Source organism: Ruminococcoides intestinale, assembly GCF_040095935.1.
Taxonomy (GTDB): Bacteria; Bacillota; Clostridia; order Oscillospirales; family Acutalibacteraceae; genus Ruminococcoides; species Ruminococcoides intestinale.
In genome coordinates this window covers 675,974-692,311 of record NZ_JBBMFQ010000001.1, presented here as the reverse complement: position 1 = coordinate 692,311, position 16,338 = coordinate 675,974, and the positions used below count along the sequence as shown (strand labels likewise).

Annotated in this window: 15 protein-coding genes, 1 tRNA gene and 2 pseudogenes; 8 read left to right on the top strand and 10 right to left on the bottom strand. The window is 44.4% G+C overall.

The window, feature by feature from the left end; genetic code table 11:
* Positions 1-6 precede the first annotated feature (6 nt).
* From WMO31_RS03290 to WMO31_RS03270, 5 genes are all read left to right on the top strand, one after another.
* Positions 7-627 (top strand): TetR/AcrR family transcriptional regulator, encoded by a 621-nt coding sequence (locus WMO31_RS03290; RefSeq protein ID WP_295183098.1) that lies wholly within the window; start codon positions 7-9, stop codon positions 625-627.
* A gap of 117 nt (positions 628-744) precedes the next feature.
* Entirely contained in the window at positions 745-2,526 is a 1,782-nt protein-coding gene (locus tag WMO31_RS03285) for an ABC transporter ATP-binding protein (protein ID WP_101105999.1), read from the top strand.
* Positions 2,526-4,259: an ABC transporter ATP-binding protein gene (locus tag WMO31_RS03280; protein ID WP_015523853.1), complete on the top strand. Its 1,734-nt coding sequence runs from the start codon at positions 2,526-2,528 to the stop codon at positions 4,257-4,259. The genes WMO31_RS03285 and WMO31_RS03280 overlap by 1 nt, the downstream gene beginning before the upstream one ends.
* 110 nt (positions 4,260-4,369) lie before the next feature.
* Positions 4,370-5,791 carry an RNA/DNA-binding domain-containing protein gene (locus WMO31_RS03275; protein ID WP_367999192.1) on the top strand — a complete coding sequence of 474 codons (1,422 nt, stop codon included), beginning with the start codon at positions 4,370-4,372 and terminating at the stop codon, positions 5,789-5,791.
* Positions 5,792-6,215: 424 nt separating this feature from the next.
* Positions 6,216-6,304: transfer RNA gene (locus tag WMO31_RS03270), tRNA-Ser, on the top strand.
* Positions 6,305-6,406: 102 nt separating this feature from the next.
* On the opposite strand, the pseudogene WMO31_RS03265 reads toward WMO31_RS03270, so the two are convergent.
* Positions 6,407-6,691, bottom strand: a pseudogene (locus WMO31_RS03265) (tyrosine-type recombinase/integrase); the annotation flags it as partial.
* Between the two features lie 865 nt (positions 6,692-7,556).
* Between WMO31_RS03265 and WMO31_RS03260 the strand changes: the two are divergent.
* From WMO31_RS03260 to WMO31_RS11250, 3 genes are all read left to right on the top strand, one after another.
* Positions 7,557-7,841 (top strand): hypothetical protein, encoded by a 285-nt coding sequence (locus WMO31_RS03260; protein WP_367999191.1) that lies wholly within the window; start codon positions 7,557-7,559, stop codon positions 7,839-7,841.
* Positions 7,783-8,823 (top strand): recombinase family protein, encoded by a 1,041-nt coding sequence (locus tag WMO31_RS03255; protein WP_337943758.1) that lies wholly within the window; start codon positions 7,783-7,785, stop codon positions 8,821-8,823. Before WMO31_RS03260 ends, WMO31_RS03255 begins: the two co-directional genes overlap by 59 nt.
* Before the next feature lie 77 nt (positions 8,824-8,900).
* Positions 8,901-9,188, top strand: a complete 288-nt coding sequence (locus WMO31_RS11250; protein WP_337367716.1) for a hypothetical protein — start codon at positions 8,901-8,903, stop codon at positions 9,186-9,188.
* 135 nt (positions 9,189-9,323) lie between these two features.
* Here WMO31_RS11250 and WMO31_RS03250 read toward each other — a convergent pair whose 3' ends face one another.
* From WMO31_RS03250 to WMO31_RS03210, 9 genes and pseudogenes are all read right to left on the bottom strand, one after another.
* Positions 9,324-10,220, bottom strand: coding sequence for an RES family NAD+ phosphorylase (locus WMO31_RS03250; RefSeq protein WP_367999190.1), 897 nt, complete (start codon positions 10,218-10,220; stop codon positions 9,324-9,326).
* A gap of 16 nt (positions 10,221-10,236) precedes the next feature.
* On the bottom strand, positions 10,237-11,601 hold the full coding sequence (locus WMO31_RS03245) for a hypothetical protein (protein WP_304019175.1): 1,365 nt from the start codon (positions 11,599-11,601) through the stop codon (positions 10,237-10,239).
* Positions 11,598-11,945: a hypothetical protein gene (locus tag WMO31_RS03240; RefSeq protein ID WP_367999189.1), complete on the bottom strand. Its 348-nt coding sequence runs from the start codon at positions 11,943-11,945 to the stop codon at positions 11,598-11,600. The genes WMO31_RS03245 and WMO31_RS03240 overlap by 4 nt, the downstream gene beginning before the upstream one ends.
* 12 nt (positions 11,946-11,957) lie before the next feature.
* Complete coding sequence (locus tag WMO31_RS03235) at positions 11,958-12,503, bottom strand: hypothetical protein (RefSeq protein WP_303830017.1); 546 nt, start codon at positions 12,501-12,503, stop codon at positions 11,958-11,960.
* On the bottom strand, positions 12,496-13,002 hold the full coding sequence (locus WMO31_RS03230) for a helix-turn-helix transcriptional regulator (protein ID WP_195230508.1): 507 nt from the start codon (positions 13,000-13,002) through the stop codon (positions 12,496-12,498). The genes WMO31_RS03235 and WMO31_RS03230 overlap by 8 nt, the downstream gene beginning before the upstream one ends.
* Positions 13,003-13,127: 125 nt before the next feature.
* Entirely contained in the window at positions 13,128-13,541 is a 414-nt protein-coding gene (locus WMO31_RS03225; protein WP_367999188.1) for a hypothetical protein, read from the bottom strand.
* Between the two features lie 97 nt (positions 13,542-13,638).
* On the bottom strand, positions 13,639-15,498 hold the full coding sequence (locus tag WMO31_RS03220) for an AAA family ATPase (RefSeq protein ID WP_367999187.1): 1,860 nt from the start codon (positions 15,496-15,498) through the stop codon (positions 13,639-13,641).
* 148 nt (positions 15,499-15,646) lie between these two features.
* Positions 15,647-16,018 (bottom strand): annotated as a pseudogene (locus WMO31_RS03215) (TnpV protein).
* 145 nt (positions 16,019-16,163) lie between these two features.
* Positions 16,164-16,337, bottom strand: coding sequence for a hypothetical protein (locus WMO31_RS03210; RefSeq protein ID WP_195230515.1), 174 nt, complete (start codon positions 16,335-16,337; stop codon positions 16,164-16,166).
* Position 16,338: the final 1 nt, after the last annotated feature.

Below are 16,338 nucleotides of genomic sequence, written 5' to 3'. Positions count from 1 at the left end.
TTTCATTTGGCAAAGCAAATTGAGGGCGTTTACGAAAACATAATAGCCTGTGCCACAAAAGAATTTCTGAACAAAGGCTATGTCGATGCCTCACTGCGAACAATTGCTACTGAAGCACACACAACAACAGGTTCAATCTATACCAGATTTGGCGACAAAGAGGGACTTTTTGAGGCAATTGTAGGGAAGCAATACGATAAAATTATCGAGATGTACAAAGCCGCACAAGATGAATTTGCAAGTCTTCCTGAAGAATCACAACCTGACAATATGGCGAGCATATCAGGTAATTGTATGTATGACGGACTTTTGTATTGTTATGATAATCTTGATGTTTTTAAGCTGATTTTATTAAAATCAGAGGGCACAAAGTTTTCTCATATGATAGATGAAATGGTTGAAATCGAGGCTGAGGCTACTCATAAATATTTGAATGTGCTTAAAAGGCTCGGAAAACCGTCACCAAAAATTGATACTAAACTTGAGCATATGATTATTACGGGTATGTTCAATACCTATTTTGAACTTATAATCCACGAAATGCCGATTGAGGACGCAAAACTTTACCTTGATGAAATGCGTGAATTCTACACGGCAGGTTGGATGAAAATAATGGGGCAGGATTAAGCCCTATTATTTTTGAACAGCAGTTAGCGATAGCTAACCTGAATTTGAATGATAACAGAAAATGACTGCAGCGTTTTCGTATCAGATATAAATTATCCACTTGGAGGAGGTCTATTCTTGAAAAAGCAATCAAATTTATCAAGACTTATGTCCTACGCAGGAAATCACAAATACTTTACTTATGCTTCCTGGATTCTCTCGGGAAGCAGTGCTGTGTTTGCACTTGCTCCTTTCTATTATCTTTGGAAGATTATCAAAGAAGTACTTGAAGTAATACCTGACTTTTCAAAGGCAACAAGTCTTGTACACAACGGATGGATGGCAGTAATATTTGCCGCTGCCGCATTTTTAATCTATGTTGCAGGACTTTTATGTTCGCACAAAGCAGCTTTTCGGGTTCAGACAAATCTGCGAAAAGATATGATGCACCACATCATTAAGTTACCCCTCGGAACTCTTGAAGCTCTTGGAAGCGGTAAAGTACGAAAAACGGTCAACGAATGTTCAGAATCAACTGAAACATACCTTGCTCATCAGCTGCCCGATATGGTAACCGCATACATAACACCTATCGGACTTCTGTTTATGCTGTTTTTCTTTGATTGGAGATTCGGTCTTTTCTGCTTAATTCCTATTTTGCTGAGTTTTGTTATTATGTTCACACAGATGACAGGGCCTACACTTAAAACTAAAATGGAAGAATATCAGAATGCTCTTGAAGATATGTCAAATGAAGCTGTTGAGTATGTAAGAGGTATTCCTGTAGTAAAAACTTTCGGTCAGTCTGTTTTTTCATTTCACCGTTTCAAAAAGTCTATTGACAACTACAGCACATGGGCAATTTCTTATACCGAGAGTATGAGAAAGCCAATGTGTATTCTTACAATGCTTATTAACGGAATTTTTGCATTTATCCTTGTTGCAGGTATGTGGTTTACTTCAGGCGGAGTAACAACCGATTTAATTCTCAGCATCTTGTTCTATATTATCATAACTCCTGTATTAACCGTTACAATGACAAAAATAATGTTCCAGAGTGAGAACACAATGCTTGTTACAGACGCACTCAAGAGAATTGACTCAATCCTTAATCTTGAACCGCTTGAAAGCACAGATGTAAAAACACCTAAAGATAATTCCGTTGTTCTAAAATCGGTTTCTTACAGCTACGATAAGGGAAATAAAACAAAAAAAGCAATTGACAATATATCGCTTTCAATTAAGCCAAATGAAACAGTTGCATTTGTCGGACAGTCCGGCGGCGGTAAAACCACGCTTGCAAACCTCATAAGCAGATTTTTTGATGCAGATGAGGGAGAGGTGTTTATCGGCGGTGTAAATGTCCAGAACATTGACAAAACCGTTTTGATGAATACAGTATCATTTGTTTTCCAGAACAGCCGATTAATAAAAGGCACAATTCTTGATAATGTCAAAATGGCAAGACCTGACGCTACAAATGAAGAAGTACTTCAAGCTATTCACAAAGCACAATGTGATGACATAATTAAGAAATTCCCCGAAGGTATCAACACAGTAATCGGAACACACGGCACATACCTTTCAGGCGGTGAACAACAGAGAATCAGCATTGCAAGAGCTATTCTCAAAAATGCTCCTATTCTTATTCTTGATGAAGCTACCGCTTTTGCAGACCCCGATAACGAAGCTAAAGTTCAGCAGGCAATCAATGAACTTGCAAAGGATAAAACAGTTATTATGATTGCACACAGACTTTCCACCATTGCAAATGCCGATAAAATCTATCTTCTTGAAAACGGCAAGATTGCCGAATCAGGTACAAATGACGAACTCGTTGCAAAAGGCGGCATATATGCAAAAATGATGAAAAACTATGTTTTATCAGTAAACTGGAAAATTTCAAAGGAGGGTAAATGATGATTAAAAAACTTCAGCATAAATTTGCTCTTTCGGAAAGAGGCGCAAAAGACCTTATTCAAGGTATAATCGCCTGTGCTGTACAGAACATTTCATTTATGTTTCCTGTAGGTTTACTTTACTTTTTCGTAAATGATTTGCTAAACGGCGGCATAAAACCCGAAAAAATATGGTTCTACATTGTGGGATGTATCATAGCACTTGCTCTGATTTTTGCAGTAACATATTGGCAGTACAATTCAACCTTTCTTGCAACATATGTAGAAACAGGCACAAGAAGAATTACGCTTGCTGAAAAGTTAAGGAAAATCCCTCTGTCATTCTTTGGCAAAAAAGACCTTGCCGACCTCACAAGCACAATTATGGCAGACTGTACATACCTTGAAACAGCATTTTCTCATTTCATCCCGCCGTTTATCGGAGCTATGATTTCAACCGTAGTAATCGCAATCAGCCTTTTCTTTTTTGATTGGAGAATGGCAATTGCTTCTCTTTGGGTTCTTCCGGTTGCATTTGCGATAATCGGCTTGTCATCAAAAGTTCAGAAGAGTTTAAACCGCAAGTCAATGGATGCTAAAATGGTTTGTGCAGACGGAATTCAGGAATGTATCGAAACAATTCAGGACTTAAAGGCAAATAACGCCGAACAGTCATATATGGCAGGCCTTGACACAAAGATAGACAATGTAGAAAAACGCTCAATAATCAACGAATTCGGCACATCAACATTTGTTGTATCTGCAGGACTTGTCCTCAAACTCGGCATTGCCACAACAGCACTTGTCGGCTCAATTTTGCTCGTAAACGGACAGCTTGATGTACTTACATTCTTTATGTTTTTGCTTGTTGTATCAAGACTCTATGATCCAATGCAGTCTGCTTTACAGAACCTTGCCGCAATCATCAGCACAAACACGAATGTTGCGAGAATGAACGAAATTCTTGATCATGATGTTCAGACAGGCAACACAAGGCTTACAAATAAAGGCTATGATGTTAAATTTAAGAATGTAGAATTCTCATACAACAACAAAGATAATGTTCTCAAGGATGTTTCGTTCACAGCTAAGCAAGGCGAAGTTACCGCACTTATCGGCCCATCAGGCGGCGGTAAAACTACCGTATCAAGACTTGCCGCAAGATTCTGGGATATTAACAAGGGCAAAATCACCGTGGGCGGTATGGATATTTCCAAGATTGAACCCGAAACTTTGTTATCACTTTATTCAATCGTTTTCCAAGATGTAACTCTCTTCAACAATACGATTATGGAAAACATCAGACTCGGCAAAAAGGACGCTACAGATGAGGAAGTTCTCCTTGCCGCAAAACTTGCAAACTGCGATGAATTTGTTTCTAAACTTCCCAACGGTTATAATACCGACATTGGTGAAAACGGCTGTCAGCTCTCAGGCGGTGAAAGACAGCGTGTTTCAATTGCACGAGCATTTCTTAAAGACGCTCCGATTATCCTCCTTGATGAAGCTACAGCATCACTTGATGTAGAAAACGAAACTCTTATTCAAACAGCTCTTTCAAAACTTATCAAAAATAAGACCGTAATTGTAATTGCACACAGAATGAGAACAGTTGCAGGTGCAGACAAAATTGTAGTTTTGTCAGACGGTGTTGTTGCAGAAGAAGGTACAGCAGAAAGCCTTAAAAAATTGAACGGAATATTTGTTCATATGATGAACTTACAGTCCGAAAGCAGTAATTGGAAACTCAATTAAATATAACCACTAAACGCAAAAGGAACAACTATAACGTTTGTTCCTTTTCTGCGTTGACATATTAAAAACAATACTGTAATATTATTTTATAGGATAACGGAGGGATGAATGTGATTGACCTCAACAACATTGAAAAATACAGAGAAAACAATCGAATAGAGGCCAAAAAGGCAACAGGCGGATTACCTAAAAGCTTGTGGGAAACATATTCATCCTTTGCAAATACACTCGGAGGAATTATACTTTTAGGTGTAGAAGAATACAGGGACAAATCACTTCATCCCGTAAATCTTCCCGATCCGGATGAACTTATTGAGGAATTTTGGGAGATAGCAAACGATATTCAAAAAGTTAGCACAAACATTCTTTCATATGATGATGTTTATGTGCAAAAAATTGAAGAAAAGCATATTATCGTTATTACAGTGCCAAAAGCCAAAAGATTTGACCGTCCCGTGTATCTTGACGGCAGCATTCATAATTCATACAGAAGAAACGGCGAGGGTGACTACCGTTGCACACTCGACCAAATTAACGCTATGGTGCGTGATTCCGAGATTAAAACACAGGATATGAATATCATCGAATGCATGACTGCTTCCGTATTTAATACCGATTCACTCCATAGCTACCGAATAAAAATGTCAAATGTTAAGCCAAATAATCGGCTTCAAAATTTGTCGGATAAAGATTTCTTGCAGGCAATAGGAGCAATCGGAGTAGGGGAAGACCTTTTGTTTCACCCTACAGCCGCAGGACTTCTTATGTTCGGTAGGTCAGAATTCATCAAAAAAGAATACCCGTCCTATTGTCTTGAATATAAGGAAACAACACAAGATGATAAACACACAATTATTTCATCAGATTTAAATTCTGACTGTGAAAACCTTTATGATTTCTTTATAAAGGTCTTTGAAAAAATTTCATACGATATAAAACTGACAGCAAACATAAAATCAGACATTACACCGATTACAACTGCCTTACAGGAAGCTCTTGCAAACTGCCTTATAAATGCCGACTATTATGGCTCAAACGGTGTTGTTATTATGAAAGATGATGAAAGCATTACAATGTCCAATCCCGGCGGATTTAGAGTTGAACTCGACGCCGCAAGAGCGGGTGGTATATCCGACCCCAGAAACACGGCAATTATGCGTATGTTTAATCTGATAGGAATCGGCAGTAACGACGGCTTCGGTATTTCTAATATCTTCTCCGTTTGGAAAAGCCACAAACTTGTTCTGCCGGTCATTGAAGAAAGTTTCAAACCCGAAAGCATCACCTTAAAGCTTTCATTTGTTCTCGAAAGTAATTCAACTAATACTCAAATTTTACAAAACCGTCCCGATATTGAAACAGACAGACAAGATGCCGTAATTTCATACATTACTGACAACATCGCGGTAACTTCAAAAGAAATTTCCGAACTTCTCGGAATAAGTCATAAAAAGTCGAAGCAACTTCTTCACAAACTTATGGCAAAGGATTTTGTTATAATCAAAAACGGAAAATACACCCTAAAAGCATAGAAGGAACTTAATCAAATTTCGGAACAGCAATCCGCACAAGCGTTGCTTATAATTGCTAGGTTGCTTATTTTTGCAAAAGGAAAACCGTCTGATGTAAATAAAATCCAAAAGATAAATTTGCCTATATCTGCCTTCCATGTGCCGCAAGAGGCTGTTCATAACTCTGCTGTTCAAAGTCTTGCAAGACGATCTCGCAGGTGCAGTTGTGCCGATTAATAATTTGAGCATGGTAGTTTCAATAATCTTTTCGTACATAATTTTCAAGAAAAGCTGTCCGCAAAATCAAGCATAAGTGTTCATATAATAATCGCAGACACTTATTTATGCTTTTACGGATTAAATTTAAAATTTACAAATTTGTGTAATTTTGCTTGACAATCACACGAAAAACAAGTACAATAAACAAGGTAAATCACCAATATTCGGAGACGTATCGAAGTGGTCATAACGGACATGACTCGAAATCATGATACCCCTTGAGGGACGAGGGTTCGAATCCCTCCGTCTCCGCCACTGAAAAAGCCTGTAATCAAGCCGATTATGGGCTTTTCTTATACCTTTTTCTAAGAGCAAGTGATCAAAGCAGACTTTTGTTTTTGTCTCCGGATTTTCGGCTTAGCCCTCCCTCCAACGACTTCCGAAGTCGCCACCCTCCGGTAGAGCAAGCCCTGTCTCCATCGCCTGCGCCGAGGTGATTTTAGACTTGTAATCCAAGTGGGCGTAGATGTTCACCGTGGTGGTAAAGTCGCTGTGTCCCAGCCACTCCTAAATGTGCTTGAGAGGCACGCCGTTGGCCAGCAGCAAGCTGGCACAGCTGTGTCGCAAATCGTGAAAGCGCATCCGGCGCAGGCCGTGGCTCTCCAAGAATTTTGGGAATGCCGAGGTCAAATAATTGGCCCGCACCCGCTTCGCCCTCAAAAAAGCCCCGGAAATCAAGGCTTTCTCGGCGCTTAATGTTCGACGCTGCGCCGCCATCATAGTTGGCACACAGCCTCCGGATCAGCCGGTTACAGCGTGCCCTTTGGGCGGGCGTCAGGCGCTTGATCTCATCCAACTTTCTTCACCTCCTTCTCCATCACATAGTTGATGACGCTGATTTTCGGAATTTTCAGCGTCGTGCCGATCTTCACGGCTGGAGGTGGCGATTCAATTTTCAAGGTGCACAGGGAGAGAGTCCCCTCAATAGGTAGGCAGCGAGAAGGCTCGTTTTTTAACCCCCCTCACTAATCAACTGGGAAACTTTTTTCGATTTGTACGAAAAAACTTTTGAGATTTTTTCTGCGTCCCCTTCTACTACTTAATTGGGAATTTTTCAGACAAAAATAAAATGGCTTTTTGAAGAAAAATTTTAAGTACCCCTCCTACTAATCAATTGGGAAATTTTTTGAGATTTTGGCAAAGTAATTTGAAAAATTCTCTCAGATTTTCAAAAGGCCCTTCTACTTACTCTGAATAAGGGGTGCCTTTTGGCAGGGTGTTTTCGAGAAATTTCTCAAATATTTTTTATCTGAACGCAAAAAGAGGCGCAGCCTCCGGATTTCTTCGAAGGCTACGCCTCTAAATATACTATTCGGTTTTCAGCAGTTATACTGATTCGCTATTTCTGTTCGCAATGTCCATTCTATCTTATTGCTGATAATGATGTGCGTTGCGTGAAGCCGTGGCTATCTGTTTCTCCAAAAAGTTAGATGGCAACTATGACGCAGTATGGCGGTGCGCATCCTCTGGAAAATGCTCCAGTCCCAGCATAAAGGAAGAAACGCTGATGAAATTGTGTGCAGAAGCTATAGGGTTCAATGAATTTAATGAGACGGCATTCCGTGAGCAGGTTGCCTGCATCCATATCACCGTACCGTTTCAGCTTTCCATACATTTTCTTGATGGTCACACCATTGAAGCCGAATGGGAAAATAAGCGGAAAATGCCCAAGCATTCTGATGAGAGAAAACAGCATATGCGGGAAGTCATGAAACAGAAATGGAGGGAACGACATGGCGAGAGTGACAACCATTCCGGCAACGATCAGCCGGTTTACAGCAGCGCCGATTAACGAAAAGAAAAAGCGCCGCACCGCTGCCTATGCCCGTGTTTCTACGGACAGCGAGGAACAGCTGACCAGCTACACCGCCCAGGTGGACTACTACACCAATTACATCCGTGGCCGAGACGATTGGGAGTTTGTTGGGGTCTATACTGACGAGGGCATCACCGGCACCAATACCAAGCACCGTGAGGGGTTTAAGCGTATGGTGGCCGATGCCCTGGTGGGCAAGATTGACCTCATCGTTACCAAGTCGGTCAGCCGATTTGCCCGTAACACGGTCGACAGCCTTACCACCGTCCGACAGCTGAAGAAAAAAGGCGTAGAGATTTATTTCGAGAAGGAAAACATCTGGACACTGGACTCCAAGGGCGAATTGCTCATCACCATTATATCCAGCCTTGCCCAGGAAGAAAGCCGGAGCATCTCCGATAACTGCACTTGGGGTCAGAGAAAGCGTTTTGCAGACGGCAAGGTTACAGTTCCATTCAACCGATTTTTGGGCTATGACCGTGGCCCCGATGGCAATTTAGTGGTCAATCCCGAAGAGGCAGTCACCATTCGCCGTATTTACAGTATGTTCCTGCAGGGAATGTCTCCCTACGGCATTGCCACCAAACTGACTGCTGACGGAATCAAATCACCGGGCGGTAAAGAGAAATGGAATGCCGGAGCAGTCCACAGCATCCTTACCAACGAAAAATACAAGGGCGATGCACTCCTTCAGAAATCCTACACCGTGGACTTCCTCACCAAGAAGAAAAAGATCAATGAAGGTGAAATTCCGCAGTATTATGTGGAGGGCAACCACGAAGCCATCATCAGCCCTGAGGTATTTGAGCAGGTACAGCGGGAACTGGAACGCCGCAAATCCAGCAATGGCAGACACACAGCGGTGTTCACCTTTTCTCCAGCAAAATCAAATGCGGGCAATGCGGCGAGTGGTATGGTTCAAAGGTATGGCATTCCAACAGCAAATACTGCAGGGTAATTTGACAGTGTAATCATAAATTCGATGGTGACGAAAAATGCACAACACCGCATCTGACGGAGGATGACATCAAAACGATGTTCGTATCGGCGGTCAATCAGCTGATAACCCAAAAGGATGCGATTATTGCGGCTCTCACGGTATCGCTGGACACAGCCTTTGACCTTGCTGGTCTCAAAGCTGAACAGGCTGAAGTGGAAAGCGAAATGGCAGTGGTTTCCGCCCTCATCGAAAAGTGCATGAAGCCCTGGACGAGACCATTCGTAGCAAGCAGTCTCGCAGGGCAACCATCGAAGCCTGCCTTGCCACTCTTGCAGAAGCCAACTTGGTGGACACCTTTGACACCGCCCTTTGGTGCGGATTGATAGATTTTGTGACAGTCCACTCCACAGACGATGTTCGGATTACCTTCCGCAACGGAATGGAAATTAAGGCATAAGAACATACGCAAAACACCTCGCAACGGGAATATCGTTCTCCTGCGGCGAGGTGTTTTTATATTAGAAGTCGATTACAATTTGTCTGATTGCTCCGTATGGATGTGCTGCTATTTTATCAAACAGAACAACATTCTTGCCCTCTGGAAATACAGTGCTTGAATATACAATACCGCCATATCCTTTGGAGAGAAAGTACTGCGCAATACATTGAAATGGCGCATACATCAGGTTTTTGTCTTCTGTTGTTATAGGCACAAATATCTGTTCCGCGAGCAATTTTGCATATGTAAATACCGCCCATTTTTCAATTGCCGGAACAATGTCTTCTGTTCGTGGTTTTGGTATAACACCCTTTGTCAAGCCACAAACATACCCCTTAGTTATTTCCCTATCAACAATCTGTTTACCACATTGTTCAAGAAGTGCATTTATATCTTCATAATTGCTTTTTTTAGCTATTGTCAGGTCGATTAGTATCCCGTCTTTGTGTTCAGCGCCTACTTGAAAGTTGCAAAGTGCAAACCTGTCACCAGTAGTTGCGCGGCATTCTTTCAATGCACACTGTTCTTCTATTTTATACTCTGGCGATGAGGATTCTTTTGCGAAAGCCAAATAAAGCCATTCCACTCCGGGTGGGCTAAACCTATTATCACTTGTAATGAACTTAGCATTTGGAATAAATCGATCATAGTTTGGCTCAGGATCCCCCGGCTTTATTCGTGCGGCACGAACGATACTGATGTCAGTAGATAAAGTCTCTGCTACAGTCTTTTCAAGAAAACGATGTCCGTGCTGAAACAAATCATCAAAGACTCGAAGAAAGGTTGAATGCATGGCCTTTTCAACCTCGTTGTACTTAAATTTTCCATCTGCAAGCTGTTGCCTGAACTCTGCCCACGTATTCTGTAGGGCGTGCTCATTGCTTTCTCTACCTGAAAAATCAAACAATTTGCTCATAAATAAGCCTCCCAATTTAGTTGAATACTATGATGTATCTCTCGGCAAACCTATCAAATGTTGCATTTGCTTCCGTAAGAACGGCATCCAGTTCCTCGTTGATTTTTCCTCTCGCATACGCCTCACGCAGCGCCGGTTTCTCAAGCAAAACCCACTTGAGTTGGCTGTACGAGTACTTTGCAAAAGCAATCCACTGCGGATAGTTAATTGCAGCAGGGTTTTGTGTAAAGTAGACTTTACCTGCATTTGCAGCAATCGCACCGGCATGAGCAATAAACAGCATTGTTGCCAACTTAGGATGCTTCTCTCTGTTCAGAGACAGTGGGATAGAATCCTTCACCGCATGGCCTTCCTTGATCCGCTTGATGGCATACCCTAAACGAACAATGACTTCCACAAGCATTGCAGGGATTGACATGGAGCAGAAGTGTATGAAATCGTATCCCTCATAGTACATACCTTGGACGATTTCGGCAATGGTCTGTTCGTCTTCTCCGATGCTACCGAACTGAAGGAGATTAAACAGGCTCATCAAAGGTGCAGGCAGTCCCATCGATGTAGTAACATCCGACTTGAAGTGAATGACCTGTTTTGCCAAGGCTGCAAAGATATCGGATTCTTTGCGGTCGGCATAGCTTTCCATCACCTGGGATACTATGTTTCCAGCTTTGTCGATCGTCGTCATTCTGCCAGTCAGAATATCTGCAACACCGAATATGAACCCCAAAAGAGGGTCATGCCCCAACTGGAGAAGTCTATGATAGTAGGCAGAGAGTCCCTCTACTTGGATGGTGGTGTGCCGGTTATCCTGGGCATCATACGGAACCTTGCTGACCTTCGAGTTTGCGAGTTTCTGCATTTCTTCTTCGGGGAACTTTTTGTCAAAATAGTCCCGTACATAGTTTGCAAGTGGCCCACCCTTCAAACCCTCGGGAGTTTTGGTAGGTACTCCAACGAGCAAAATATCTACAGCAGCACCGACCAGTCCGGCAAGGGCGGCTATACTGATATCAAAGGCATCCAGGCGATGGATAACATTGAACTCTTCGTTGAGTTGGCGGATAGCAAGTTCATTGCTCCGCAGTTCTTCCTCTGTGAAAATTGACTCCAATTCACAGCCCGTACCAACATGTCTCTCTGCCTCAGCACACAGTTCTTCCCAAGTAGGAACAACCATGACTTTTTTCGATTGCTGAATAGGTACCAACTCTTTAAGTGCTTCTGGTTGGTATCCAAGCCTCCGAAGCAAAGTCTCTGTCCTCGCAATCGTAGCATCTGTCTCATTTGAGGATGGGAAGTGGATGTCTGCAAGTGTCTCGTCTTGATGCTTCAGAACAGAATTCATCTGTTTCTCAAATTCTGTGTACTTAAACTTGCTCACTCGCTACCACCTCCTTCAGTGATATTCTTTACGATTCGCTCAAGTTGGTCGACACGCCTGTTGGCCTCGTGGGCTTGTTCTGCCTCTACCCGCAGGGCGTTGATTTCAGCTTCGTGCTTACATGCGACCTTCTGCTGTTTAACGGAGCTTTCCTCAAAGGCTTTCTGATCTTTTTTACGACCAAGACGCACCCTGATGCCATCAGCGGCTACCAGGAGCAAACCACCACCGAGGAACTTTTCCCTGTGGTTTCCGACGAATTTCGCTACATCTTTGGCTAACCTACCTATGTCATCTCTGGCCTTGGCAAAGTCTATATTTGGTAATTTTATTCGGTTTCCCATAGAAAACCTCCTTTACGCAATACCCAGATCGTGGCTCAAATCCTTAACTGCCTGTTGGAGTAAGATGTTCAGACTTTGCAGGTATTCAAGACGCTCCTTGTCTGCATCAGCCTCATCTTTCAAAGCTTGGATAATAGCTTCGTGACGAGCAAGGACTTCTTTGTATAGACGTTCTTTTTCCTGGCGCAGTTGTTTGTTTTTAAGGTGAGAGGCAACACCAACACCACCAGCTGCTAACACGGCAATAGGCGCCGCCAGCACGAAAACGCCTGCCACCATACCACCGCCCACGATAGCACCGGCAGTTGCTAATCCGGAAGTAATACCGGCAGCAGAGAGACCTACGACACCCAAACCATAAAGGGCGGCAAAAGACCCCACACCACCAATGCCTGCTCCAAGGGCTCCGGCAAGAACCTCTGGAATAGCACTTTCCTTGATGGTCCGTTTGGAGTCATTAAGGGCTGCGGCTGCTTCGTTTACAACATTTACTACTTGCTGAAGGGAGTCAACGCTTTGGAATACCATTTCCTTTTTCTTTTTTATATAATCACCCATCTTTTTTCTCCTTCAATGTTGGCTTCTTTTTACTTGATGCGAATGCTTTAACAAGCCAAGCGTTTATGGCCGCAATTCCCGTTCCAAGGCCTAGCGGACCCAAAAGGGCTGTTCCACCGACGATCACCCCAGCGGCTTTAATCCACTCTTTGGAGACATCAGCACGTGTGGTAGTTCCTGCAAGAATAGAAGGGGCCATCATGTTTGCCTTCGACAAAAGTTCATCTCTGTTTTCGAAACTATAGTTCTTTGGATGATCTACAAGAACATCCAGCAAAACCTTGAGCATTTCGGTGTCTTCCGGTGCCTGTGCCATTTCCGCGTCAAGAACGCTTCTCATGGCGATATACTGTGTCTTGGTCAGCTTGTTGCGACCGCTTTCAATATTGTTGATGGTCTGGCGAGTGACACCGATTTTCTCGCCAAACTCCTCGGCTGTCCAACCAACGGTGCGTCGGATCAAAAGTAGATTGTTTTGCATACGAATTATTTCTTCCATATTCGCGCCTCCCGCCTGTACATATAGTATCTCTTGACAATAAATTTGTCAATGGATTGAAAATAGCCTTTGCAGAAAAGCCACAAAAAACAGCCGTTTCGGATTTTACACCGCAACGACTGTTTTTACACCGCAAAGGCACACCTTTTAATTATGCCAATTCCTTGTATCAAACTCGGTATGATTATTTCAATATAGATGAGGTCAATCTTACCACGATGAGTCTTTTCCAACAATTTCAGTGCGGCAAGGTTATCCCCTTCAAGCAGGAAATTCATCTGCCCGCCGTAGTCAATAAACAGATCTGCATTCTCGGTCAGCACCGGCGTATGGGTATCCAACACCTCATCGATTTCCTCCCGATGCTCCTCGAACACGAGACCGTACTTTTTCCCGTTCACATCTTTTTCGAGTTCGGACAGGTAGGAGAGCAGGTTGCCCGTATTCTCATCCTGCGGTGCTGCGGCGATAAAGGCACGAATCTGCTTGATTTTGTCCAGCAGGTCGTCCCGCTTCTTTTTCGAAATATTGGTGCCCATTTTGCATCCTCCAATATGGTTTTGTTCATAATCTCTGCCCAAAGTATCAATTTGATACTTTGGAACCACCGTGCTGACACTTTGGAATTCTCACTCCTCATCCGACTGTCACTTCGACCTTTTTACCGCTGAAAGCCACGCCGTATTTATAAATCGTCCTGACCCCGGCGGTCGTCAGCTCGGTTTCGTATTTCTTATCGTTGATCTGCTGCAAGGCCGTCTCGGACAGCTTTTTCAGCCTTTCGTCGCTGCAATTTTTCTCCGCTTTCAGCTCAATCAGGATGCCCGGAAGACCCTTTTGCGTGGGCTTCAGCTGAATGTCATAGCGCCCTTCGCCGGATTCCCGGTTGGAGGTCACGAAAGCGCCGCCCAGCAGGGCGCACAGTCCCAGCATAAAGCCGTGGTAGAAGTTCTCCCCGGCAGTATCGAAGGAGCTGACCGACTGGGTCAGCAGCGTCTGAATCTGCGCTTTCAGCCGTGCGTTATCGCCGGAGAAGATGGCCTCCTGAACGGAAATCGCCGTGGACGGCGGGATCAGATTCTCTAACCTCTGCAAAATCTCCTTGTTATACACCAGAGAAATCTCCCGGTTGGGCAGGGAGACCTCGCACATAAAATCGCCGCTGAAGGAGGGCGTGGTTTTCAGTGCCTTCAGATAGCCGGTCACCAACAGGAAGCTGTAAATGGTGGAGGGATTACTTTTGATCTGCGGATAAATCACGCCGGTGTCGATGAAGGTAGTGAAGGTCTCGCCGTTGACCAGGGAGGTCAGACGGTTATAAATCTCCTCATCTGCCTGGGCAAGCACTTCCCCGATAATATCGTTGCTGCCGGTGGAGACCCAGAAGGGTCTCGGCTCACACTCGTTGCTGAAGTAGTTGACCACCGACCACGGGTTGAAAATCTCCGTCTTGCCAAAGCGGTAGCCGTCGTACCACTGGCAAATTTCATCGTACTTATCGGCAGCGCCGTAGTATTCCGCCATCTCCATCACCTCGTCGGCGGTGAAGCCGAAGTAGGCGCTGTATTTGTTGTCCAGCACGGAGTTGATGGACAGGTTGTTCATCCCGCTGAAGATGCTCTCCTTGGCCACCCGCAGAATGCCGGTGAGGAAGCCGAAGGACAGGTGCTGATTATCCTTGAACCCGCCGGAAAACAGGTTTCGCATAAACTGGATGACCTTGTCGTAATAGTCCTTCTGATAGCCCTGCTGGATGGGGGTGTCATACTCGTCGATGATGATAATGGGCGCAACGGCATAGTGCTTGTGCAGCATAGAGGACAGGTCCAGCAGTGCCGAAGCCAGCTCAACCTCGCTGACTTTGCCGTCTGCCAGCTTTGCATAGGTCTTTTTGCTGTACTCGTCGCACTTATCGCTGGCCAGCAACTCCTTGTGCCGCCGGGTCTCCTTTGCGAAAATATCCCGGATGGCTGCAAAGGTCTCCTCCCAAGTATCAAACTTCACATCCTTGAAGGTCAGGAAGATCACAGGATACTTGCCCTGATAATCCCGGTACTTCTGGCCACAGGCCCAGATCTTCTTATCCTGGAAGTAGACGGAGGTATCCTTGTCGTTCTTTTCAAAATAAGTGCGCAGCATATCCATATTCAGCGTCTTACCGAAACGCCGGGGGCGGGTGAACAGCGTCACCATCGGACGCTCGTCGATGAAATCCTTGATCATCATCGTCTTGTCGATATAATAGTATTCCGACGAGGCAAGGCAGTAGTTGGACACGCCGATGGGCAGGGGCAGCTTCGGCGCGCGCTCCGTCTTGCGAAAAGCGCCCGTCTTGAGCCGCTGATCCGCCGGTTTCTGCGTATCAGCGGGGATCAGCCAACGATTGCCCTGCTTTTTCGCACCGGCGATTCGCCCATTCTTGCAGAGCGTCGCAACTCTCCGCTCCGTTATATTCCAGCGCACTGCCGCCTCTCTTACCGAGATCATTTCAGCCATAAGGGATACCTCCACGCATAAAATCACAAGTACATTATACCCGAATAAAAGAACAATGTCAACAAAGTTCGGAACAATGTAGTTTTAAAACAGCATTGTTCTTTTCTGCACACAAAACAAGCGGAGGTCATCGACCCCCGCTTGCTCGTTACCCATATACAATTTCCTGCATCACGACCTCGTTTGTCCGATGTAGGATGCCGTTCATCTTCCGCACCCACGCCATCGGGTCATCGGCTTTCAAGGCCTCCGTCACGCCCTCGGTGTCTGCGTATTGTTCTACCAGCCGAAGAAAGAGTTCCTGCGCCTGCTCCTCAATGTCTGCGAGGTGCCCGTCCAGCACCCCGGCGGTCAGCAGGTTATAATACAATACCCGATGATGCTTCTTCAGATAAACTCGCCGCCGCTGGCCGTAAATGCCGATGGGGCGTTCTTCTTCGGGCGGTAATCAAACATCGGGTAGGCAATAGTCGCCCTGCCTTGTGTAAGTGCCGCCCAGCTGCTCAAATAGCGATTTCATATGTGATCCTCCCATTCAAAATTTCCCCGGCAGGTCTGCAATGCAAAATGCACCTGCCTTTCGATTACAGTTTAGCAAAATCGAAAAACAGGTGCGAGTATGCGAATTTTTAAATCGCACATTTGTATTGTTTTAGCAACTGGGGTCAGTCGTCATCTTCATCATCAAATAAAGAATTGCGGCATTCTTCCTCTTCGTCATCGTGACGATATTCGCTATCATCCCAATTGTAAACATATTCACCTCGGTCAATACTGAAGCCATCCTTTTCGATGTATTCATATTCGCCGGACTCATAATTAAAACACCACTTGGCCATT